Raw genomic sequence first — 23500 nt, forward strand, 5'->3', positions numbered from 1 at the left:
TTTCATCCTCACCTTGAAATTTTGAACAAGATGTTCCAAGTAACGTTAAAGACAGCAGCAGTAAAATCTTGGTTTTTTTCATTCGAAATCTCATTCTTCTGTAAATATTTCAATTTTTAAATTTTTCATTGAATCCGAGTTGTACATTTTTGTTTTTCCATTTTCATCTGAAGTACCTTGAAATATTTGACCATTTTCAGTAGTAATTTTATATTTTAAATTTTTCGCAGGTTCACCATCAGGATAATGCAAAATAAAATGTTCATCATACTGTGCTTTTAATTCAGGCATTGCAGGGAGCTGCATAGAAAGTGTTGCACCACTATTGGTCTTAATCTGACCTGCTTTAAACTCAAGTAATCCCGGGCAGGTAATTTCAATATTTCCATCTTGCATTTTGATATAAGCACCACCTGTAGTAATCAATATGCCTTTACCACTTTCCACCCTGACAAAATCATTGAGTGAATAAATTTGCATTTGTTGTTTTGAAGATAAAGTCATTTTGCCTTTTTGCGCAGAGACATCTATATCACCTTCGCCTGATTTAATTTTAATACCTGAATGTTTTGCAAAAATCGTGATTTTATCTAAGGCTTGGGCAATCCAGCTTTTCCCCGTAAAAAATTGCAAATTTCGAGGTGTACTGATATCAATATTATCTTTTGATTCAAGATGCATATTGGCTTTACTGTCTAAAAGCATTCCTGATTGACTGTGTAAAGTTAGCAGAGCATCCTGATTTTCATCCCATGTTTCGAGCTTATCATTTAGAGATTGTTGTGACGCTAAATCTGGCTCATCGACTTGATGTGCTGTTGCAAGTTCTTTAAAATATTGATTACTATCGACATGATACTTTATATTTTCCAATAGTTTAGTGCGTGACAATTGAGCACCTTGTGCTTGATCAGATGATTCAGATGTGAGCAATATACCTTGAGCTGCTCTAATCGCACCCCACTGATCTGTCCTTAACTCAAAACCCTCTCCACGACCTTCACTTTCTGCGGTTTCTTTAGGGTGACTTAAATTGCCCAAATTCAGTTGACTCGCGCCATGACTCGATTGTAATTGTGTGCTTATTTGAGTAGTCGTATCATCAAACCTGAGTTGCCCAAAGCCCTCCCCAGCGACCTCTTTTGAGCGGATACCACTGAGCTTTTTGGTGTCAGGTAGTTTGCCTTTGATATCGAACTGGGTTGGATTTCGATGTCCTTCATGAATCCGTCCAGTAATAAATGGTCGATCAAGGTTTCCCTCAAAGAAATCTACCGCGACAATCTCTCCGACACGCGGGAGAAATCTTGCGCCATAACCTTCACCCGCCCAAGGGGTAAGCACATCCACCCATGCAGAGTCCGTGTCATTATCATTAGCTCCTGCACCGCCATCATGGGCATGGTCTTCTGTTCGGGTAAACAAGAAACGAATTTTTATTCGTCCCCATTCATCGACATAGATTTCTTCACCATCCCCCACCACAATGGCACGTAGAACATATGTAGTTGGACGATGTGTTAATGGATGATATTCAGGCACAACTGCAATATGCCGTCGTACCAAAGTTAATTCGTTGCCTTGACGCTCTTGTTGACGGTCTTTAGTCGTTTGCCAGTGACTCAGGGTGAGGAGTTTTTCAATTTGATCTTGAATGTCTTTGGGAAAATTGTTCTGATTATAAAAATGCTTGCTTAATATCAACATCTCATTGTTTTCGCTATGATTTCTATCCAGCTCTGGATGACCTGTTAACTTAAACCAATAGCCGACCTGTATATCACGTACACTACTCTGTGCCTTAAAATATTTGGCTTGCAAAGCTTGGTATTGATTTAGTTGGGTACTCAACTTCTCTAGTTGATGATTGCCTGATGTTGTGGCTTGATCTTGACCTTTAAGATCACGAATCCAAGCAGGAGAAATACTCCACGCTTGTTCTAAACTTAAACTTTCATTGTCTCTATTTGCACTGTGTTTATGTGCACTCAGAATAGAACCACTGCCATCTTCCTGCGCTAAACTGTCTGCTTGCCAACGTTGTACATGGATTGCTGTTGACTGTAAATTGCGTTCAGCAATCAAACTGGTGATACTGTCATAAGCTTCAGTCGCATTTGATCGATGATAGCGAATGTTGCGACGTTCAAGTGCCTTAAACTGATCATTGTGATCAATTAATCTAAGTTTTTGTGGTTCAATACTTTGATTGTTGTTTAAAGCAATAAAATCAGATTCATCAATCAGCCAATTGATTGATTCCTCACGTAAAATCCGAGTCAAATAAGTGTGATCAGATTCGTTAAGTTGCATAGAAAATGGTCGTACATCATAGCTCTTGCTGAGACCACTCAGGTCCAGTTTTAAACTGGATGCAAATAAAGCGCTTTTGGCTCTCCATTCATTGAAAATTATTTCAAAAATTTCAGGAACACTTTTATCTAAAAACACCCGACTATTATGACGCTTATGCCATAAGCTTGTTGCGTCTTGCAGGGTCAAGCGATAAAGCGTAAAAGCCCCATCACTCTGACCTTGTGAGGCGCCTGTAATCATTCCTGTAGTTCTAAATAGCTTGCCTGAATCTGTGACTTGATCTACAGAGACTTGGCAACCGATAAACTGTTTAAGTTCAATAAATGGATTGAGAGACAGGCAAATCAGTTCTGCTGACAATCCTTCATTGATGGCGTGATAACCATCAATTCGTTGTAACATCACTTGTGCACTGAGTTCCAAGTTTGAAAATTGAACACTAATTGCGCGTTTTTGTGTCCCATATCCCATTTTATCAAGAATAGTAAAAATATTATTCAACATTATTATGACCTTATTTTTAATGTAGAAAAACTTAACACAAAATTTAAATTCACTCAAATAATAATGATAGTTATTATTGATTATCGTTGTTGGTGCACAAACACACCCTTTTAAACTATTGATTTAAATAATAAAAAAACTACAAAAAACAAAATTTTATGTTTTAAACATATGTACTTAATTATCATAATTAAATACATAGGGTTCACTGCTTTGCAGCCACTTTAGAGAATATAAAAACGATCTATCAAAAATTGGAAATCATTTGTGGTACAAGCCCTAGCGTTATTTGACTAAGCCCCTAATTGTCTCTCATTTTATTTTAGTTCAATTAAAAGTTTTCGATACTTTTGAATTCTATGTTTCCCAATGCCATATTTTTTTTGAAGTTGATCCACCGTTAAATTTTCTAAATCATTTTGGTGCTCTAGCACCCATGCTTTTATTTGATCCTTGAGTGAAATATTGAGACATTTTCGAAGAATCTCTCTATTTCTGACAATATATCCTTCTTTCCGATTCAGTATTTTAGCAATTTCAGAAATCGACAAATGCAAAGAAAGTAATACCTCTTGATTCTCTAAACGCCAAGCCTGAACTAGATCGTTATGATGTGGGATATTGAGCAGTTTTTTCAGCTTTCCTCTTCTTCTATAAACCTGACTAGTTTCGATGCTTAATCTTTTTGCAGTTTCTTCTTTGCTTAGTTTTGAATGAAATAAAATCTCTTGATTTGACAGCAACCATTCGCGATTTTGATCTTGTACTTTTTGTATTTTTAAAATTTCTCTTAGTCTGGCTTTCGCTCTTAAAATTTGCCCATTGGTCTTTTGAAATTGCTCAGCCAGTTCTGCAACTGTTTTGCCCGAATTTAATAATTCGTCTTGGTGATCTAACAACCATTGATATTTATCCTTCTTGTTTTGCTGAAATTGTGCTGAAAAAGTTAACTCTCCAAGTTCTTGACGAATACGATTATAGGTTTTTGTTGCGATAAAATGGCTGACATTAAACTTTAAAGTTATCTCTTCTATATCCATTTCAGTCATTTGCGCTTTATGCTTTTGGAACCATTGTTCTTGCAGATCATCTGCTGAAGTTTTTCTCATTTTTTTGTTTTTAGGTATATCAATTAACTCTGACAACCATTCTTTATGTTGGTAAACTTGATTCCGATTTAAACCATACTTCTCTTTGAGTGTTTGATGACTGTCATATAAAAGCTCATCTTTATGCTCAAGGATCCATTGATCATTTCGATATATAAACTTGTTTTGAATACCAAGCTTTCTTCTGAATTTAGCAACAATACCGTTATTTAAACCAAGTTGCTGTTCACTCTCCGTAATCGAATGTACTTTAAGAAATTCTGCAATTTCAGGGCTTAGAATATGTGATAACACACCCCCAATGCCATCTCTAGGTGTCAACGAGTATGGCCAGCCTCGGTAAATCATAATACCTGAAAGAGACTTCCGCTCTTCATAGACATCCCAATCTTCATTTTCCCAATCTTTAATGGTTTTTATTGGATAAAGTTTATACTTTTTAGCCATCTCTACTATCGTTACAATATGGATTTAATTACTCTTTTATCAATATTTACTTAACAATAAAAGCCTTTTATTTAAAAAATTTTAAACTTGTAACAACTTTCACATTTTTCATGATTGTAACTCCCCATTCCACTTTTTGAATTTTTCGCCTATTGCTTTGTTCGTATTTTGAAAATAAGCCCGCAATAATCGAGTATTGCTGGTTGCACTTTTTTAAATCCTATATAATAATGATAATTATTAACATTAGTATTATGCTTAACTAAATAGGATTGTTTCATGGCTTACTCTCTTCCACAACTGCCTTATGCTTATGATGCACTTGAACCCAATATTGATACTCAAACAATGGAAATCCACCATACCAAGCATCATCAAACCTATATCAATAATATTAATGCAGCGATCGAAGGCACAGAATGGGAAAAGTTATCTGTTGAAGCATTGGTTTCAAAAGTAAATGAAGTTCCTGCTGAGTTAAAAAACAATGTCATTAATAATGCAGGTGGTCATGCCAATCATTCATTATTCTGGACAGTGATGAGCCCACAAGGTGGTGGTGAACCGATCAAAGAAATTGCTGAGGCGATTGAAAAAGATATTGGTGGTTTTGAAAAATTCAAAGAAGCATTTACCAAAGCAGCGTTAACACGATTTGGTAGTGGTTGGGCATGGTTAAGCGTCACGCCTGAAAAAAAAGTGATTGTTGAAAGCAGTGCGAACCAAGACTCTCCGCTGATGAATGGCAATATTCCAGTGTTAGGGCTTGATGTGTGGGAGCATGCCTACTATTTAAAATACCAGAATCGTCGTCCTGAATATATTGCAGCATTTTTCAATGTCGTCAATTGGGAAGAAGTGAATCGTCGTTATTTAGAAGCGATTAAATGAAATATTATATAGATCCAATGCTCATGCCAATGCCTCATAATTCAGTAATTAAAAAAATAAAATTCTATATTGGCTGCGCCATACTTTTTTTTGGTTTGGTGATCTTGATCAAAGATTATCTTGTATAAAAATTTATCTACTTCCCTCTTTCAGTGAATCACTCACTCAAAGAGGGTTGATTTAACTCACATGCTGAGTTTATTTTGCATGGAGTGTCTGTAATGATTTTTGATCCATTGCACTCCGTTGTTTTCTCGCTTCTGCCAACATTTTGGTTTGCAGGTCTTTACGAAAACCAAGCAAAAACACAAATTCAGCAAGTACAAATAATGGACCAATCGCTAAACCTACAAGATCATCCACAAAAGCTGGTTTTTTCTTTTCATAAAAATGCCCAATGAACTGGAACACCCATCCCACCACAAAGCAACCAATACTAATCGCAAGCCATGTACTCATATTCAATTGAGCAATTTTATAGGCAAATGGATAGGCAATCGCGTAAATCAGTAACATCAAAAAGCCCAATGACTTATCTAGCCTTAAATAATAGATCACACTTAAGATCAACAGCACTAAAGCCAATGTGATTTCAAAACCAGATAACATCACGCCTGCTCTTGCAGTTAAACACATGATGGAAAATACGATCATTGGAATACCAATAAAATGAGTTAACACATTTTTTTGATCCAAATGATAGGCTGCGTATTGGCTAAGCAATTGTTCTAATCGAGTCATTTTCAGCGTCCTTGTTTATTACTTTTATCCACTATATAAAATCTTGCAAATAAAAGTTGTCGGCTAGCTGACAAATGAATAGTTTTTAGTATGATGGCAAAACAACGATGCGTAAGCGTTGCGATTTAATATCTCCATATAGAACAGAGCAAATGGATTGGAATTTTTACGATGCTGATATATGCAAAATCATGTTATTGAGTCATAGCAGACCATGATGCACGATATGACTGACTTGATCACTAAAACTGTGATGATTGGTCCAATATGGTGTGATACAACTGAAATATCATATAAACGCGTAGCAAAATAAAAAAAGGAACTTTTGTGCTGAACTTAACAGATCTTGAATTATTAAATAAAAATATCTGGTACGCTCAATTACCTGCACCATTCCAGCAATTTATCCAACAACATTCAAATTATCAAACATTTGAGCGAGATCAGGCAATTTTTAGATCTGGAGATACGTTTAATGGCATTTATGCTGTTTTAGATGGTCGGGTGCGCTTAGGTTATATCGATATTGAAGGCAATGAATCTGTTGCTGCAATCGTAGAACCAATCATGTGGTTTGGAGAAATATCTTTAGTAGACCAGCAGCCACGTTCACATGATGCAATTGCTGTTGGTAAATGTGTGATTTTGCATATCCCTAACTTGATTATGAATGACTTTCTAGCTCAACATCCCCAATACTGGTTCCATATCGCGCAACTCACCAGTCAAAAACTTCGTTTTGCTTTCTTAGAACTGATTTCGATTCAAACACAACATATACAACAGCGTTTGGCGCAACGCTTAATGTTTATTTTGAATGGTTATGGAAACCATGCATACATTGAAAAGAACACGATTCATTTGTCCCAAGATCAATTGGCACTCATGTTGAAATGTTCCAGACAAACCATCAATCAAGAATTACACTTACTGGAACAACAAGGTATTCTAAAAATTGCTTTTAAAAAAATAGAAATTTTAGATATCAATCAGTTACACGCTATTGCCCATTCAATCAATGAATCTTCACATTAAAATAACTGCGTGGTATTTTTCAGTAAAGATTAAAACAAGCTTAAATAACTGGAATATATAATCATTTTATAAATAAAATATACAATTTGTGTATTCTACTTATGAAAAAATAGATTTATATTTTATTCAGGCGCTAATGCCATCTCAATAAAAGTTGAAATAAATGAAAAAAATCACAACTCTTCTCACGGCGGGTCTATTCACAGTGCTTAGCGCTTCTGCTTTTGCATGCCCTAAAGGTACAACATTAGTCGGTGGAACTGGTCCGAATCATAAAGGCGGAAAATGTGTAGCTGCCAACCCTGCAGCGCAAACAGCATCTAAAGCATCGACTACTGCAACGAAAGCAAAAGCAGATACCACCAAAGCAGTTGAAGCAAAACCAAAAGATGCCAAAGCTGCGGTAAAAACAGAAACTGCTGCAACCAAGGCAAAAGCAGAAACTGCTACAAAAGTGAAGACTGATGCAGCAACAAAGGCAAAAGCTGATACAGCTGCAAAAGCGGCAACGACTAAAGACAAAGCGGTTAAAACAGCGTCAACCAATCCTTTAAAACCTTGATTGTCGCAACACAATCAAGTTAAACCATAAAAATGGCGCTTCATCTGCGCCATTTTTACATACTTGATTAGAAAATATTATTATTCGCCTTGGTATTTCCTAAACTAGGGTTATCAATTGCATCTTTACACTGTGCTTTATCACGCTCATATTGCGCCTGATTTTTCTGCATTTCACCATCTTTCTCAAGCGTCGAACGCGCCCAATTGTCTAAGCTGGTCATGGCTTTACGACATAAAGCATATTTTCCTTCAGTCACAGAGTCAGTCATTTTGACATTAATTCGCCAATCCGTACTCAACTTACGAATCGGTTTTCGCACATTGTCTTCTATTAGATTTAATTGTTTTCGATAAACATAAGGTTCAACTTGGTTAATTAACGTCCAAGCTGCATGAGCATATGTGGTTGCGTCATTGGTAAGTTTTGGCGCAGCTTTGATTTCGACCTTTTGCTGAGGTTCAGAAGATGAATTACCACATGCTTGTAAACCTAAAACACCTAAAATCAAGGTCATACTCAATAATAATTTCGACTGATTTGCGAACATAAAGTCACGCCTAAATAAACATTTCACTCCTATGCTAGTAAATTCAGGTAGAATACTCAATCTTGATTTTACCTTTTGTTTTACTCTGGTTTTTAGGTGTCCTGTGTCCGAGCACAATCTTCCAGTCCAAATCGCTGGCTTTTGGCAAGGCGCGAAAGATAGCCAAGCCATTATTTTTACCTACCTTCCTGTTTCTTTTGCCTTTGGCGTATCGGCAACTCAATTCGGGTTTAGTGCGTGGGAAGCACTCTTTTTGTCATGCTCCATGTATGCTGGTGCAAGTCAGTTTCTGGTGGTGGCATTATTAGGGAGTGGCACATCCATATGGATGACCGCACTCACCGTAATTGCCTTAGATATTCGTCATGTGCTTTATGGTCCAGCCTTACAAAACCTCATTCAAGATCGTTTAAACTTAAAAAAGACCGCAGTTTGGGCTTGGGGACTAACGGATGAAGTATTTGCCGCAGGCATGATCAAACTGTCGCAACGTCGTCAAGAGTGGTCAGAATCATGGATGTTAGGACTCAGCCTATTTAGCTGGATGTCATGGGCACTTGGTTCATTTTTAGGTGGATTATTTGCTGATCAAGTCACGCATTTGCCTCAGTTCTTACAAGCGGCATTAGACTTCCTACTTCCTGCTTTGTTCTTGAGCTTTTTATTAGCCGCTTTTGAAAGAAAGCATACTTTTGTGGTTATTGTCTCTTTAGTCGTTTCGGCTATGGCGTGTTATTTTATCAATATGTCAGCAGCAATTTTCATCGGTATTGCATCAGGTATTTTGGCGGGATTATTTAAATATTACATTTTAAAACAAAAAGATGAAGTGAGTATTTAACATGGACTTACATATTATTCTGGTCGGTATTTTGGTAGGTATTGCAAACTTTGCCTCTCGCTTTGGTCCCTTTTATTTATTGCAAAAAAGCCAGCAACATCAACAGTCACGTGGCTCAACATGGCTAAAAATAGCATTGGGCAGTATTGGTATTGCAGCGATCAGCTCAATGTTGATTGTTGCAACTCTTCCCCCGTTAATTGAAACACCCAATAAGAGTTTTGCGATGTTCGTCGGTTTTGTGGTACTGACAGGGTTGTACTTTAAATTTAAACGAATCGTTTTAGCGACGCTTATTGCAGCACTCGCCTATGGTTTGGTCTATACCTATGTTTAACATTCATCATGCTAAACCTTCTTTAAAAATCACCGTTTAGATTATGAAATCATTTCATTGAATGGTAAGGTGTTTTTAAAATAAAGAATCTTTTTGACCAACAATTTGTGCATTCTTAATTTTCATCACATTGTTTAAAGCACATTATAAAAACACATTAGGCTTCCTGCTGTAGTCAAAAAATGAGCATTCAATACTTTTAAATATTGATAAAATATAAATGTGGTCTTTCTACGGTAACACGAGATGGATGTTGCGATTGTCGAATGGAGGATATGAAAAAAAACAGGGCACTACTTTGTTTGCAGTGCAAGAATACGGTTAAAAAATGAGGTGAGCAAAGTGAAGCATCGCCTAAGTAAAACAAATAATTTAAACTTAAGATGTTAAGCGTGGCATTACAAACTTGATCTTTTTACATATCATTTCTATGTTATGGTAAATGTTTCATGATTGATAAAACTTAACCACATTTAAAAAATCATCCTAAAGCTTATTTCGCAAGATTTCTATTATGTTCATTGCACACTTACCTTCGGGTTATATTCTTGCCCGACTTCTTCATCAAAAATTCAAACAAACTAAAATCAGCCACAAAGCATTCTTTAGCATCATTATGCTTGGCGCTATCTTCCCAGATATAGATCTATTTTATTTTTATTTGTTTGACCACCGTTCTGTGCATCACCACAAATATTTTTTACATTGGTTTTCTTTTTGGATTCCAATTTTTGTTATTGCTTTAATTTATTTAGTGAAAACAAAATACAACTCTAAAATCGCATGGATGTTCAGCCTTTTTGCATCTGCCGCACTATTACATATTTTCTTAGATACTTTTGTCGGTGATGTTTGGCTATTTGCCCCTTTTATTGACCAGCCCTACGTCTTCTTTGAAGTAAGCGCACGTTATCAACCGTGGTGGCTCAACTTTATTTTTCATTGGTCTTTTTTTGTTGAAATTCTCATTTGTATCATTGCATTGATACTTTTTATTCAAAACAGGAAAAAATTAAAAAAATCAATTTAGCCATTTATTTTTTATGCAAAGCATTGGAACACTTAAAAAAGTAGTGGCTTAACTTATATAACTGATGTTACGCAGTAACTCTAAAATTAAAATTTGGAGCTAGAAGAATGTGGATACACGAAAACGTCATCCGCAATTGCTTGAGGCAGAACTCCTTCTAATAAGTAAAGTTTCTGCGAAACTTTGAATATTTTGACGATAGTGAACGAGTTCTGCGGTGAGCAGCGATACCGCTGCGCAAGATGATTGCCCTTGCGGAGCTTCGCTCCTCATGCCAAAACAAAAGTACCTCGAACCGAAGGCTATTCCATAAATTTAAACTTTGGATGTAAGACTCCGTCGTGTAAATTTAGCTTTTTCTTTTTCACCTACTTAATTTAAATCAAGTGCGTAACATCAGTTATATAAAAAAAGCTGTTAGACAATATCATTATTTTATGTGAATCAACCCTGAACAGATGCCTGACTTCTGCTATGCTAACAATCCATAAGACAAGCATGGAAGAATCGCATGAGCGTGACTATTGGTACCCCACTTCAATCATCTGCGTATAAAGTTTTATTGTTGGGCTCAGGTGAACTGGGTAAAGAAGTGGTGATTTCATTACAACGACTTGGTGTAGAAGTCCATGCGGCAGACCGCTACGAAAATGCACCTGCCATGCAAGTTGCTCATTTTTCTTATGCCTTAAATATGGCAGATGCAAATGAACTTAAAGCTTTAATCGAAAGAGTTAAGCCTCATCTGATTGTTCCAGAAATTGAAGCGATTGCCACACAAGTCTTGGTGGAAATTGAACAACAAAATATTGCCACTGTCATTCCTTCTGCTCAAGCAGTAAATCTGACCATGAATCGTGAAGGAATTCGACGTTTGGCTGCGGAAGAATTAGGCTTACCTACTTCTGCTTATCGTTTTGCAAATACTTTAGAAAGTTTCCGTTCTGCTTGTGATGATATTGGTTATCCGAACTTTGTAAAACCAGTGATGTCTTCCTCTGGTAAAGGACAATCTCGAGTAAAAGAATATGCTGAAGTCGATGCTGCTTGGGAATATGCACAAACAGGTGGTCGTGTAAACCAAGGTACGGTCATTGTCGAATCTCAAATTGACTTTGATTTTGAAATTACTTTACTTACTGTACGTGCGAAAAACCCTGAAACGGGCGAAATTGAGACCTCCTTTTGCGACCCGATTGGGCATCATCAAGATGCAGGAGATTATGTAGAAAGCTGGCAACCTCAAATCATGACTGAAGCCGCTTTAAATGAAGCAAAACGTATTGCCAATAAAGTCACTGTAGCCTTAGGTGGTTGTGGTATTTTTGGGGTAGAACTGTTTGTAAAAGGCGATAAAGTATGGTTTAGTGAGGTGTCACCTCGCCCACACGATACTGGTTTAGTTACACTTGCATCTCAATTCCAAAGTGAATTTGAATTGCATGCTCGTGCTATTTTAGGTTTGCCTGTCAATACCGAACGCCATAGTGTTGCCGCAAGTGCTGTCATCTATGCGGGTACCGATGCGAATAATCTTTCATTCTCTGGCTTAAATCTTGCTTTGCAAAACCCTGCTACAGATCTACGCCTTTTTGGTAAACCTGAAGGATTTAAACGTCGTCGTATGGGCGTTGCAACTGCCCGTGCCGAAACGACAGACCAAGCACGTGAACTTGCACAAGAAGCAGCATCAAAAGTGACTGTTCATTTAAACAAATAGCCTATAAATTTGCGGACAAAATATCCATGATCAACACCTCTCCTCTGTTGGAATATGTAAGCGACAACAACGACATTAAAGCAATCAATCAATGGCGTAGTGATGTCGAACAACAGTTAAATGAGGCTTATGATCATGGAACAACCATACGTGAAATCGTTCGTGCTCGTTCAAATGTCGTAGATGAAGCCCTGATGTTTTTATGGAAACATTCGGGTTTAGATCAAACAGATTTAGGTTTGTTTGCTGTAGGTGGCTATGGTCGACGTGAGATGTTGCCCTACTCTGATGTAGACATCATGATTTTGTCGGAGGAAGACCTTTCCCCTGAACAAGAGCAGATCGTGACACAGTTTATTTCAACATTATGGGATGTGGGCAATTTCAAACCAGGTATCAGTGTACGTACCATCCGCAGTTGCTTTGAACAAGCCACGACTGATCTGACTGTAGCCACTTCTCTTATTGAAGCGCGCTTAATTATTGGTAATCAGCATTTAGCGAGATGGCCACGTCGAGTTGTTTCTCAGACTTGGACTGACAAAACGTTCTTTGATGCAAAAATGGCTGAACAAGCGCACCGCTATGCACAGCACAACAACACAGAAAGTAACTTAGAACCCGATATCAAAAATGCGCCGGGTGGTATTCGAGACATCAATCAAATTGGGTGGATTGCAAAACGTCATTTTCGTGTAAATCGTATTTACGATTTGGTTCATTTAGGTTTTATTTCTGAATTTGAGTTAGGCGTACTTGAAGAGGCTGAAAATTTTCTATGGGAAATTCGCCACCACTTGCACCGTTTAACCAAGCGTGATGAAAACCGTTTATTGTTTGATTATCAGCGTGATATTGCGGCTAAATTTGGCTATACACGAGAGGATGCCCATCATCCAAACTATCCGATTGAACAGTTCATGAAACGTTACTATCGGACAGCTCAACAGGTTTCCACGTTAAATGAAATGTTATTGGCATATTTCAATGAGTCAGTAATTACACCACGCTTACCAGACTATGAGCGTAAAATTGAAAATATTAACGAACACTTCAAGCTGGTGGATGGCAAACTTGCGGTCCAACAACATAAAACATTCTCAGAAAATCCAAGTGCTATTTTAGAAATTTTCTATATCTTGGCAAATCGTCCTGAAATTGAAGGCATTCGTGCACGTACTTTACGTCTATTGACTTTAGCCGCAAAACGAATTGATCAAGCTTTCAGAGATAATCCAAATCATCAAGCTTTGTTCATGGCAATTATTCGCTCACCCTATCGTTTATATGAAACGATGGTGGCAATGAAACGTTATGGAGTATTGGGCAATTATATTCCTGCATTTGGGCAAATTATGGGGCTAATGCAATATGATTTATTCCATATCTATACCGTCGATGCACATACGTTACTGTTAATCCGTAATTTAAATCGCTTTAAAGAGCCAGAGTTTGCCAAAGATTACCCTGTTGTAAGTTCAGTTTTTCAGCGTTTAGTCCGCCGTGATATCGTTTTCCTTGCTGCAATATTCCATGATATTGCCAAAGGACGTGGCGGTGACCACAGTGAACTGGGTGCTGAAGATGCGATTGAATTCTGTTTGGCACATGGATTTACTGAGCGTGAATGTAATTTGGTGGCTTGGCTGATCCAAAATCATTTATTGATGTCGATGACTGCACAGAAAAAAGATATTTCTGACCCCGATGTAGTTAAAGAATTTGCCGAAAAACTCGGGGATATGGAGCATTTAGATTATCTTTACACACTGACTGTTGCCGATATCAATGCAACCAATCCAAAACTTTGGAACACTTGGCGCTCTTCTTTAATGCGTCAACTGTATACACATGCACGTGATGTGATTCGTTCAGGCTTAGGTCGTCCAGTGGACTACCAAATGCTGATTGAGGATACTAAATTTTCAGCAAGTGAAGTATTGGTGGATGAATTCCCACTCGATCAAGTGGAAAAAGTTTGGCAAGAGTTGGGAGACGAGTACTTTCTCAAAGAATCAGCAGATGAAATTGCATGGCATACCCGCGCCATTTTGCAACACGGCGACAACCCTGCACCATTAGTGCTCATGCGTGCGCATCGAAAAGCAGCACAGGATGCTGTTCAGATCTTTATTTACACTCAAGATCAACCTAACTTGTTTGCAACCACTGTTGCTATTTTAGATCGTATGAATCTTGACGTTCAAGATGCGCGTATTATCACTGCAACCAAAGCGTTTAGTTTAGATACATATGTGGTTCTAGATCGTTTTGGTACTTTATTAACTGATCCAGAACGTGAAAACACGGTCAAACAGGCTTTAATTAAAGCCTTATCTGAATCAGATAAATACCCCGGTCTAATGCAGCGTCGCATTCCACGCCAACTTCGTCATTTTGATATTGAAAATACAGTCGATGTAACACTCAATGAAGCGTTACAGCAAAACATGGTTGAAATTTCAACTCTCGACCAACCCGGTTTACTTGCACGTGTTGGTGGTTTATTTATGATGCAAGGTTTAGATATCCATTCAGCTCGAATTGCTACACTTGGCGAAAAAGCAGAAGATATTTTCTTCGTCACTAAAAAAGATGGCACTCCTCTTACAGAAACAGAAGCAGAAGTCTTTACCGCAAAATTAAAAGCGGCACTGGATGAAGCATCAAATCAAATCTGTGGGCAACATTAATCTTTAATTCTATTGTGGTAATTGTTTCATGAACGCTAGTTTGTCTTTATTACATCCCTATCCATTTGAAAAGTTAGCGCAACTTTTTCAGGATGTAAAACCCGCAGATTTACCTTTGATTCCACTTTCTATTGGTGAGCCGAAGCATCCTGCACCTGAGTTTGTGAAGCAAGCGATCATTGATAATTTTCAGCATCTTTCAACTTATCCCAATAGTAAAGGTTTAGTTGAACTACGTGAAAGTATTGCACAATGGTTGAGTCGTCGCTTTCATCTCAACAGTATCAGTGCTGAAGATCATGTAATTCCTGTAACAGGCACCCGTGAAGGGATTTTTTCCTTTGTCCAAGCATTGATTAATCGTGATGATGCACCTTATGTGGTGATGCCGAATCCGTTTTATCAAATTTATGAAGGTGCAACACTTTTAGCAGGTGCTCAGCCCTACTTTATCAACTGTACCGAAGAAAATGGTTATCTCGGTGATTTTGATGCTGTCCCTGCAGAAGTTTGGGAAAAAACCGCACTCTTGTTTGTTTGCACTCCTGGCAATCCCACTGGTGCAGTCCTTTCAAAAGACCAATTTAAAAAGCTGATTGCGCTTTCTGATCAATATGGTTTTGTGATTGCCTCTGATGAATGTTATTCAGAGTTGTGGTTTGATGAAGCACCTACTGGCTTACTGGAAGTTTGTGCTGAGTTAGGACGCGATGATTATAAAAACTGCATTGTATTCCATTCGCTATCTAAGCGTTCTAATTTACCGGGTATGCGTTCAGGCTTTGTGGCTGGCGATGCGGCATTACTCAAACCTTATTTAAAATTCCGTACTTATCACGGCGCTGCAATGCCTGTTCAACATCAATTGGCTTCGATTGTTGCTTGGAACGATGAGTCACATGTTGAAGAAAACCGTCAGTTATATCGGGCAAAATTTGAGTTGTTCCAAAATGAATTAGGTCATCTTTTACCTTTACAAAAACCAGACGCTGGTTTTTATTACTGGTTAAAAGTCGATCATGATGAAAACTTTGCCAAGATGCTCATGGAAAAAGCCAATATTAAAGTTTTACCTGGTCGCTACCTCTCGCGTGATACTGCACAAGGTAATCCGGGTGAAGGTCATGTCCGTATGGCACTGGTTGCAGATATTGCACAATGTGAACAAGTGATACAACGTCTAAAAGCAATTTTGTAAACCACAATAAAAATGCCCCAATCATGGGGCATTTTTATGATTGTTATTAAAAATCAAAAACAGCACTTAGCATGAATGTTCGAGGTTGCCCTGCAACCAAATATCCATTGTTGGTATTTGACGTACTGTTGATGTTGTCATATAAGCCAACAGATGACCAATCATTTTTATCAAACACATTATTCACACGGAAGTTAAACGTAGTCGGAGTTTGACCCAGTTTTGTTTTATATGTTGCACCAAGATCAAGCGTTGTCCAATCACCTACTGGTATTTATATAAAATCAAGCACTTTGTAGAAAATATGTTTGTAGATTAAAGCAATATAGAGGAATAGCCACTCGATATGAGAAGTTTAAATGGAACTATGAAATTTCTGTTGTATTCGCCTGTATCTTGATGGCTCTTGTAGGTTAAGTTATCAATACTAAATATCAACAGATCCTAAGCTACATTTAGCTTATTAATTGAATATTATTAAAAAAAAGATTTGACGGCTATGCATTTTTTTTACTCAATAAAAGTGCAAATCCTGCTATTCCAAGCATCCCACTACAAATTCTATTAAACATTTTTTTTGCAGTTCTGGTTGAAAGTAACTTTTGGAGATTTAATCCTAAAAATGCATAAATACTTATCGCTACTATTTCTAAAATAATAAAAACAACTCCAAGTATTAAAAACTGTTCACCAACAGGCGCAGTAGAAGATACAAATTGAGGTAAAAAAGCTGTAAAAATTAAAATTGCCTTTGGATTACCACCAGCAACAATAAACTCATGTCGCATAAGTGAAAGCTTACTAGGCTTTTTCACTAAAGATTTTTCACCATGTATAACCTGTTCTTCAGGTTCAATACGCCACAATTGGATAGCTAAATATATTAAGTACAATGCACCTAATACTTTAATAATAAGAAATAAGAACTTTGATGTTGTAATAATTGTCGCCAAGCCTGCAGATGCTAAAAATATCATTATCACGAATGCAAATAAACGACCGATTCCTCCGACGAAGGAAGAGCTAAACCCATAATGAACAGCATTATGAACTGATAACATATTGTTAGAGCCTGGGATCATATTTAAAGCAAAACATGCTGGAATAAAAACTAATAAAGTTGTCCACGTCATTTTAAATTACCAAACCTCAGCCCAATCTCTAAATTCAAATTTTTAATAGAGATAGGAAATACCATATTTAACATAAAATCTTTTATATCACCCTTCAAAAAACGAACTTTATACTAAAAGCTGAGCTATTGAAAATAATGAGTGTTTTACAAAATTTAGATTTTAGAATTCATTAAAATAGTTAGCTTAAGCATCTCGCCAGATATAATATTTCTTGGCTTTTATAAAATCAAGCAGTAAACGCCACTGTAAGATAGTTTGATTTTCTTACATTACTAAGTAAAAAATCTCTTTACATATAAAGTGCTCCTCTAATTAGGTACTCTTCATTTAAATCAAAGGGTTAATTAAGTTTTATAAAAGTGTTGATTAAAACAGTACTTATCTTAATTAAACTTTCGATATAGTTGAATTTAAAAGTTTATATGAGGCTTATTTTATTTCAATTATAAACTCAGACATTCAATTTTTCATTTAAAAATGATATCTTTGCTCACCATATTTACCTAAAAATCAATGTTGCAGAATCATATGTTTAAAGAGGGACAAATTAAGGTCTACAATGAAAATAAAGGTTATGGCTTCATCCAACTTGAAGATCATGAGAAAGATTTATTTTTTCATATCAGTGATTTTCCTTATAAGCAATTCCCTCCAAGAATCGGAGAAAAATTAAAATTTCGAATTGTGAGTGAAAACGGAAGAATAAAAGCTGAAAATATTATTCGTTTAGATTTTAAGATCGAAGATAAACAAAGTCCAAGTTATAGTAAGCGCCAAATTCGGTCGCAATATAAGAAGAGAAAACCACAGGAAAAGAGCCTCAATTTACTTGAAATTTTTATTGGTGTATTTATATTCTTGGTATTTCTAGCTGTCTTAATTCCATTTTTATCAGGAATATATAAAAGAGAATCTTTAAAAAGACAAGCTGTTGTTCCTGTTGAAAAAATTTCATCTACCGCAACTAATTCAGTTCCACAATATCGTTGTGATGGACGTGTTTACTGTAGTGAGATGAAATCATATGACGAAGCAGTATTTTTTATAAATAATTGCCCAGGAACAAAAATGGACGGTGATGGAGATGGGGTGCCATGCGAAAGTCAATTCTGATACTTCTCCATAAATTTAATTATAGTTTGGTTTTAAAAGCTCTCTAAAGGGCTTTCATGTATATACCCCACACTCTCAATAAAGGAAAATAAATTGAATATTAAGTTTGATCGTTTAAAAAATATTAGCAACCAAGATATTATTGAGCTGAATACAAATGAACGTGTACTCAAACAGATGCCTTTAGCAAATGGGGTTATTTTTGATGAAGAAAAATGTATTGCTTGGGTTAAAGAAAAAGAACAGCAATGGATTGAATATGGTTATGGTCCTTGGGCTTTTATTGTAGATGGAAAATTTGCTGGTTGGGGCGGTATGCAGTATGAAGACGGCGATGCAGACTTAGCTTTAGTACTACATCCTCAGTATTGGGGATTAGGTAAACAAATTTTAAATGAAATTATTAAACGAGCTTTTACTGAAATGGGTTTTGAGTCAATCACAATTCTATTACCTCCAACAAGGACAAAGTTGAAAGGAATTTTTTTACTAGGCTTTGTGATTGATAGAGAAATTATCATAAGTGGTAAACGTTTTATAAGATACAGACTACATAAATCAGTCACCCTTTAATGTAATGGATCTTACATAAATTAGCACTCATCTAAGAGCCTTATTCTTCGTATCATTCAAAGTGCTACTTTCATGGGTAATTTAATTTTACTGCTTCACTATTTTTAATCTCAAAGTGTCAACACATCCTATTTTCATATTAAAAACATAGAAATAATTTCAACACATCAAAATGCAACTTCACACACTTTTATAAAACTTTAAATATTCTAATTCATAGTACGTTCAAGATAAAAAAATACACATTTAAATTTGAAAAATATCACAGATACAACCCACTCAAAGCTTGACCAAACCTAGATCGTTTAGAGATACTGCACTATCTTTACCTATTTAAAAAACTAAAATGAAATCGCATGACCCAATGCAAAAAAAACGCATAAATTCAAAAATCTGGATCGTTGTTGCAGTGAGTGTTATTGTTTTAGTGGTGATTTTCTTTGCGTGGAAATCTTCAAATAAAAAACAAGTTTCTTCACAAAATGTAGATACACCCTCGTCGAATACCAAACCCTCTCTCACCGTTACAGTGGTACAGCCTGAGCTTCAAAATTGGAAACAAAACTTTACCGCCAATGGAAATATTGCTGCTTGGCAAGAAGTCGTCATCGGTAGTGAACTGTCTGGACAGCGCATAACCAAAGTCAATGTCAATGTTGGTGATTCAGTTCAACGTGGGCAAGTACTTGCTGAAATCAATAGCGAAAGTATTCGTGCTGAACTAGCTACAGCAAAAGCCAATTATGCTGAAGCAAAAGCCGTACTTGCAGATGCAATTCTCAATAATCAACGTATCCAACAACTTAAAAATACTGGCGCAATTTCTCAACAGGAAGCTACTCAATATCTGACTTCACGGAATACAGCTCAAGCTCGTCTAGATGCTGCGAAGGCACAAATTGATAGCAATCAACTCCGCTTAACACAAACCCAAGTCATTGCTCCTGATCACGGCGTAATCTCTGCACGTACTGCGACTGTGGGTTCTTTGGCACAAACTGGTCAAGAGTTGTTTCGCTTAATTCGTGATAATCGTTTGGAATGGCGTGCTGAAGTTACCTCCACTGATTTATATAAACTAGCGAAAGGTATGACAGCCCAAATTACCTCGCCTGATCCTTCTCGATCTGCTGTTCAAGGGACAGTAAGAATGATTGCACCTGTGATCGACCCACAAACACGCTATGGTTTGGTCTATGTCGATATTCCAACCACTGACGCAGTTCGTATGGGCATGTTTGTAAAGGGCGAATTTGATTTAGGTCAAAAACCCGCTTTAACTGTACCACAAACCGCAGTCTTGTTACGTGATGGTTTCTCTTATGTATTCATAGTGAATAAAGATAATCGTGTCTCTCAACAAAAAGTCAGCATTGGTAGACGTTTGAATGATCGAGTAGAAATTCTTGATTTACCTGCCAATACTCGAATTGTTGCCTCAGGAACAGGTTTCTTGGCAGATGGGGATTTGGTCAAACTGGGTCAAACCATTCCAGATACCCCGTTAACAAAACAACTTGTGGCTCCACAGGAGAAATAATATGAATTTCTCCGCTTGGTCAATTAAAAATCCAATTCCTGGCATTTTACTTTTCATTATGCTCGGATTAGCGGGTTTAATGTGTTTTCATTGGATGAAAATACAACAATTCCCTGATATTGAGTTGCCGATGGTCACTGTTACGGCGGCTTTACCCGGTGCTGCTCCACCTCAACTTGAAACAGAAGTGGCACGTAAAATTGAAAATTCAATTGCTACTCTACAAGGGCTTAAAAATCAATATACCAATATTCAAGATGGTGTGGTGGTCATTACAGCCGAGTTTCAACTAGAAAAACCGTTGCAAGAAGCTGTCGATGATGTCCGCAATGCCGTTTCGCAAGTGCGTTCAGACTTACCAGCGGATTTACGTGACCCCATTGTCAGCAAAATCAATTTATCTGGCTCACCGATCCTGACCTATACCATTCAATCTCCTCGAATGGATGAAGAAACACTATCTTGGTTTGTCGATTACGATATTGCCCGTGCCATGTTAAAAGTCAAAGGGGTTGGTGCTGTTTCTCGGGTTGGAGGGGTTACTCGTCAAGTCGAAGTTGAACTCGACCCTGAAAAACTTTTAGCACTTAACGCGACAGCAACAGACATTACCCGTCAATTAAGACTGATTCAGCAAGAAGCTTCAGGTGGTCAAACCAAAATCGGAGGCAGTGAACAGTCCATCCGTACCATTGCAACCGTTAAAACTGCTGCTGAAATTGGTACTATGGATATCGCACTGAGCGATGGCAGACATATCCGTCTTGATCAGGTTGCTACTGTACGTGATGGCATTGCTGAACGACGTTCTGCAGCTTTATTAAATGGTCACCCTGTTATTGGATTCGAAATTACACGGAGTAAAGGTGCAAGTGAGGTTGAGGTTGAAACAGGCGTCAAAGTAGCATTGGATCAATTAAAAAAAGCTCATCCAGATATCAAAATCACCGAAGCATTTAACTTTGTAAATCCTGTGGTCGATAACTATAAAGGCTCGATGTCGCTCTTGTATGAGGGTGCAATTCTCGCCATTTTAGTGGTCTGGCTGTTTTTACGGGATTGGCGAGCAACCATCATTGCCGCAACAGCACTGCCCTTGTCGATCTTACCTGCTTTGATCGGGATGTACTATCTCGGTTTCACCTTAAATACTGTCACGCTTTTAGCGATGTCCTTGGTGGTTGGGATTTTGGTCGATGATGCTATTGTCGAAATTGAAAATATCATCCGGCATCTCAGGATGGGTAAAACACCCTATGAAGCTGCAATGGAGGCAGCAGATGAAATTGGACTAGCCGTCATTGCCACAACATTTACCCTGATTGCAGTATTTTTACCGACAGCATTTATGAGTGGTATTGCAGGTAAATTCTTTGTTCAATTTGGTTGGACTGCTTCATTGGCAATTTTTGCCTCACTTTTAGTGGCACGTTTGCTCACGCCGATGATGTCAGCATATATTCTCAAACCGTGGATCGGTAAAATAGAAACGCCACAGGTACAAGAAAATCAAATACAACATCCCAATGATCATGGGGATCTTGAGTTAGCACATGATCGTGCAAAAGATGGTCGTGTCATGCGAGCGTATATGCGAATGGTCACATGGTGTTTAAACCACCGTTGGATCACATTGGGCAGCGCTATTTTATTTTTTGTCGGCTCAATTATGCTGATTCCACTCTTACCAACGGGTTTTGTGCCACCGCCAGATACTGGACAAACCCAAGTACGAGTAGAGTTACCACCTGGCTCTCAGTTTCCTGATAGTTTGAAAGCAGCTGAATATGCACGCAATTTAATCAAAGATCATCCTGAAATTAAAAGTGTATACACCACAATTGGTGGTGGATCTTCAGGAACCGATCCATTTGCTGGTGGCGCTTCTAGTGAACCGAGAAAAGCCACCTTAACCATTCAAGTCACCGACCGCTCAGACCGCTCTGTCAGCTTACAAAAAATTGAAAATGATATACGCCAACGCTTGGCACCACTTCCAGGCGCACGTATTCAAGTCGGTATTGCAGGTAATAACAGTCAATATCAAATTGCACTTTCAGGGGATGATCCTGATGTTCTCATCAGCACAGCACGTCAAGTCGAACGTGAGATTCGCACCATACCTAATATTGGCAGTATTACATCAAGTGCTGCATTAATTCGTCCAGAATTAGTGATTCGTCCTGATTTTGCAAAAGCAGCGGATTTAGGCGTCACCACTCAAAATATTGCTGAAACTGTTCGTATTGCCACTGCGGGTGATTTTGATCAGAACTTGGCAAAATTAAATCTGTCACAACGGCAAATTCCTATTGTGATCAAACTGCCTTTATCTGCACGCCAAGATCAAGACTTGATTAAGCGCTTGATGATTACAGGCAGTAAAGGTCCTGTGATGTTAGGGACGATTGCTCAGGTTAATATTGAAAGTGGACCTTCACAAATCGACCGCTTTAATCGATTGCGCAATATCAATTTTAATATCGAACTCAATGATCAACCTTTAGGTGATGTTGCCAATGCAGTAGATCAACTTCCAACCATTAAAAACTTGCCACCGTCAGTAAAGCGTACCAACCTTGGTGATGCGGATGTGATGCAACAGCTATTTGAGAGCTTTGGTCTCGCCATGTTGACGGGTGTACTCTGTATCTACGTGGTGTTGGTATTATTGTTTAAAGACTTCTTACAACCCATCACCATTTTGGTTGCTTTACCTTTATCTCTGGGGGGTGCATTTGTATTGCTGCTTTTGGCAAAGAGCAGTTTTTCCATGCCAAGTCTGATCGGCTTGATTATGTTGATGGGTATTGCCAGTAAGAACTCAATCTTGTTGGTGGATTATGCCATTATCGCACGGAGTGAACGACAATATTCCCGTATCAATGCACTGCTCGATGCCTGTCATAAACGTGCGCGACCTATTATTATGACGACTTTAGCAATGGGTGCAGGAATGTTGCCAATTGCATTGGGTATTGGTACTGATCCAAGCTTTAGAGCGCCAATGGCAATTTCTGTGATTGGGGGGCTGATCACCAGTACTTTTCTCTCCTTACTGGTTATTCCTGTGGTATATACCTTTATTGATGACATTCACAATATATTGTTTAGACGCAATAAAACCACTAAACCATCAGAAGCTCCACTTTCACAGTGAAGGC

The 23500-nt window shown here is 37.7% G+C and carries 18 protein-coding genes and 2 pseudogenes; 14 read left to right on the forward strand and 6 right to left on the reverse strand.

The features are described from left to right. Positions 1-90 precede the first annotated feature (90 nt). Both F938_RS03195 and F938_RS03200 read right to left on the reverse strand, forming a co-directional pair. A complete protein-coding gene (locus tag F938_RS03195) occupies positions 91-2820 on the reverse strand; it encodes a type VI secretion system Vgr family protein (protein WP_005029354.1) in 2730 nt (909 codons plus the stop codon). 317 nt (positions 2821-3137) lie between these two features. Next, positions 3138-4376 carry a hypothetical protein gene (locus F938_RS03200; RefSeq protein ID WP_005029357.1) on the reverse strand — a complete coding sequence of 413 codons (1239 nt, stop codon included), beginning with the start codon at positions 4374-4376 and terminating at the stop codon, positions 3138-3140. Positions 4377-4655: 279 nt separating this feature from the next. On the opposite strand from F938_RS03200, the gene F938_RS03205 reads away from it, so the two are divergent. Next, positions 4656-5267, forward strand: a complete 612-nt coding sequence (locus tag F938_RS03205) for a superoxide dismutase (RefSeq protein ID WP_005029359.1) — start codon at positions 4656-4658, stop codon at positions 5265-5267. Between the two features lie 198 nt (positions 5268-5465). On the opposite strand, the gene F938_RS03210 is transcribed toward F938_RS03205, so the two are convergent. After that, on the reverse strand, positions 5466-6008 hold the full coding sequence (locus tag F938_RS03210) for an Mpo1 family 2-hydroxy fatty acid dioxygenase (RefSeq protein WP_005029361.1): 543 nt from the start codon (positions 6006-6008) through the stop codon (positions 5466-5468). Positions 6009-6335: 327 nt separating this feature from the next. Between F938_RS03210 and F938_RS03215 the strand changes: the two genes are divergently transcribed. Both F938_RS03215 and F938_RS03220 read left to right on the forward strand, forming a co-directional pair. After that, entirely contained in the window at positions 6336-7043 is a 708-nt protein-coding gene (locus F938_RS03215; protein WP_005029363.1) for a Crp/Fnr family transcriptional regulator, read from the forward strand. Between the two features lie 163 nt (positions 7044-7206). Then, positions 7207-7605, forward strand: a complete 399-nt coding sequence (locus tag F938_RS03220) for a hypothetical protein (RefSeq protein ID WP_005029365.1) — start codon at positions 7207-7209, stop codon at positions 7603-7605. A gap of 67 nt (positions 7606-7672) precedes the next feature. Here F938_RS03220 and F938_RS03225 read toward each other — a convergent pair whose 3' ends face one another. Continuing rightward, positions 7673-8155: a hypothetical protein gene (locus F938_RS03225; protein ID WP_005029367.1), complete on the reverse strand. Its 483-nt coding sequence runs from the start codon at positions 8153-8155 to the stop codon at positions 7673-7675. 103 nt (positions 8156-8258) lie between these two features. On the opposite strand from F938_RS03225, the gene F938_RS03230 reads away from it, so the two are divergent. The 6 genes from F938_RS03230 (at position 8259) to dapC (ending at position 15974) form a co-directional block, all read left to right on the forward strand. Continuing rightward, positions 8259-8996 carry an AzlC family ABC transporter permease gene (locus F938_RS03230; protein ID WP_005029370.1) on the forward strand — a complete coding sequence of 246 codons (738 nt, stop codon included), beginning with the start codon at positions 8259-8261 and terminating at the stop codon, positions 8994-8996. A gap of 1 nt (position 8997) precedes the next feature. After that, entirely contained in the window at positions 8998-9333 is a 336-nt protein-coding gene (gene ygaH, locus F938_RS03235) for an L-valine transporter subunit YgaH (protein WP_004831065.1), read from the forward strand. Between the two features lie 514 nt (positions 9334-9847). Beyond that, complete coding sequence (locus tag F938_RS03240) at positions 9848-10363, forward strand: metal-dependent hydrolase (RefSeq protein ID WP_005029373.1); 516 nt, start codon at positions 9848-9850, stop codon at positions 10361-10363. Between the two features lie 511 nt (positions 10364-10874). Beyond that, on the forward strand, positions 10875-12083 hold the full coding sequence (gene purT, locus F938_RS03245; RefSeq protein ID WP_005029375.1) for a formate-dependent phosphoribosylglycinamide formyltransferase: 1209 nt from the start codon (positions 10875-10877) through the stop codon (positions 12081-12083). Between the two features lie 26 nt (positions 12084-12109). Further along, positions 12110-14776, forward strand: coding sequence for a [protein-PII] uridylyltransferase (gene glnD, locus F938_RS03250; protein ID WP_004831069.1), 2667 nt, complete (start codon positions 12110-12112; stop codon positions 14774-14776). 28 nt (positions 14777-14804) lie between these two features. Continuing rightward, on the forward strand, positions 14805-15974 hold the full coding sequence (dapC, locus tag F938_RS03255) for a succinyldiaminopimelate transaminase (protein WP_005029377.1): 1170 nt from the start codon (positions 14805-14807) through the stop codon (positions 15972-15974). A 46-nt stretch (positions 15975-16020) separates the two neighbouring features. Here dapC and F938_RS24070 read toward each other — a convergent pair. Further along, positions 16021-16248 (reverse strand): annotated as a pseudogene (locus F938_RS24070) (TonB-dependent siderophore receptor); the annotation flags it as partial. On the opposite strand from F938_RS24070, the pseudogene F938_RS23640 reads away from it, so the two are divergent. Then, a pseudogene (locus tag F938_RS23640) lies at positions 16243-16391 on the forward strand (IS5/IS1182 family transposase); the annotation flags it as partial. The pseudogenes F938_RS24070 and F938_RS23640 sit on opposite strands and share 6 nt — an antisense overlap. 80 nt (positions 16392-16471) lie before the next feature. Here the strand turns inward: F938_RS23640 and F938_RS03260 are convergent. Continuing rightward, positions 16472-17107: a LysE family translocator gene (locus F938_RS03260; protein WP_005029380.1), complete on the reverse strand. Its 636-nt coding sequence runs from the start codon at positions 17105-17107 to the stop codon at positions 16472-16474. 531 nt (positions 17108-17638) lie between these two features. On the opposite strand from F938_RS03260, the gene F938_RS03265 reads away from it, so the two are divergent. The 4 genes from F938_RS03265 to F938_RS03280 all read left to right on the forward strand — a co-directional run bounded on the left by F938_RS03265 (position 17639) and on the right by F938_RS03280 (position 23496). Further along, the gene (locus F938_RS03265) at positions 17639-18223 is read left to right on the forward strand and encodes a cold shock domain-containing protein (RefSeq protein ID WP_010591448.1); all 585 of its coding nucleotides are present in this window, start codon (positions 17639-17641) and stop codon (positions 18221-18223) included. Between the two features lie 93 nt (positions 18224-18316). After that, the gene (locus tag F938_RS03270) at positions 18317-18796 is read left to right on the forward strand and encodes a GNAT family N-acetyltransferase (RefSeq protein ID WP_005029384.1); all 480 of its coding nucleotides are present in this window, start codon (positions 18317-18319) and stop codon (positions 18794-18796) included. A gap of 364 nt (positions 18797-19160) precedes the next feature. Continuing rightward, positions 19161-20336: an efflux RND transporter periplasmic adaptor subunit gene (locus F938_RS03275; RefSeq protein WP_004831074.1), complete on the forward strand. Its 1176-nt coding sequence runs from the start codon at positions 19161-19163 to the stop codon at positions 20334-20336. Between the two features lies 1 nt (position 20337). Beyond that, entirely contained in the window at positions 20338-23496 is a 3159-nt protein-coding gene (locus F938_RS03280; RefSeq protein ID WP_005029386.1) for an efflux RND transporter permease subunit, read from the forward strand. Positions 23497-23500 lie beyond the last annotated feature (4 nt).

Origin of the sequence: Acinetobacter bereziniae LMG 1003 = CIP 70.12 (genome assembly GCF_000368925.1) — a bacterium.
Lineage (GTDB): Bacteria > Pseudomonadota > Gammaproteobacteria > Pseudomonadales > Moraxellaceae > Acinetobacter > Acinetobacter bereziniae.

Excerpts from the sequence above, each read along its gene's own strand:
- ygaH (WP_004831065.1), top strand. The coding sequence starts at position 8,998 with ATGGACTTACATATTATTCTGGTCGGTATTTTGGTAGGTATTGCAAAC.
- F938_RS03195 (WP_005029354.1), bottom strand. The coding sequence starts at position 2,820 with ATGTTGAATAATATTTTTACTATTCTTGATAAAATGGGATATGGGACA.
- purT (WP_005029375.1), top strand. The coding sequence starts at position 10,875 with ATGAGCGTGACTATTGGTACCCCACTTCAATCATCTGCGTATAAAGTT.
- dapC (WP_005029377.1), top strand. The coding sequence starts at position 14,805 with ATGAACGCTAGTTTGTCTTTATTACATCCCTATCCATTTGAAAAGTTA.
- F938_RS03280 (WP_005029386.1), top strand. The coding sequence starts at position 20,338 with ATGAATTTCTCCGCTTGGTCAATTAAAAATCCAATTCCTGGCATTTTA.
- F938_RS03260 (WP_005029380.1), bottom strand. The coding sequence starts at position 17,107 with ATGACGTGGACAACTTTATTAGTTTTTATTCCAGCATGTTTTGCTTTA.
- F938_RS03210 (WP_005029361.1), bottom strand. The coding sequence starts at position 6,008 with ATGACTCGATTAGAACAATTGCTTAGCCAATACGCAGCCTATCATTTG.
- F938_RS03225 (WP_005029367.1), bottom strand. The coding sequence starts at position 8,155 with ATGTTCGCAAATCAGTCGAAATTATTATTGAGTATGACCTTGATTTTA.
- F938_RS03240 (WP_005029373.1), top strand. The coding sequence starts at position 9,848 with ATGTTCATTGCACACTTACCTTCGGGTTATATTCTTGCCCGACTTCTT.
- F938_RS03275 (WP_004831074.1), top strand. The coding sequence starts at position 19,161 with ATGCAAAAAAAACGCATAAATTCAAAAATCTGGATCGTTGTTGCAGTG.
- glnD (WP_004831069.1), top strand. The coding sequence starts at position 12,110 with ATGATCAACACCTCTCCTCTGTTGGAATATGTAAGCGACAACAACGAC.
- F938_RS03205 (WP_005029359.1), top strand. The coding sequence starts at position 4,656 with ATGGCTTACTCTCTTCCACAACTGCCTTATGCTTATGATGCACTTGAA.
- F938_RS03220 (WP_005029365.1), top strand. The coding sequence starts at position 7,207 with ATGAAAAAAATCACAACTCTTCTCACGGCGGGTCTATTCACAGTGCTT.
- F938_RS03200 (WP_005029357.1), bottom strand. The coding sequence starts at position 4,376 with ATGGCTAAAAAGTATAAACTTTATCCAATAAAAACCATTAAAGATTGG.
- F938_RS03265 (WP_010591448.1), top strand. The coding sequence starts at position 17,639 with ATGTTTAAAGAGGGACAAATTAAGGTCTACAATGAAAATAAAGGTTAT.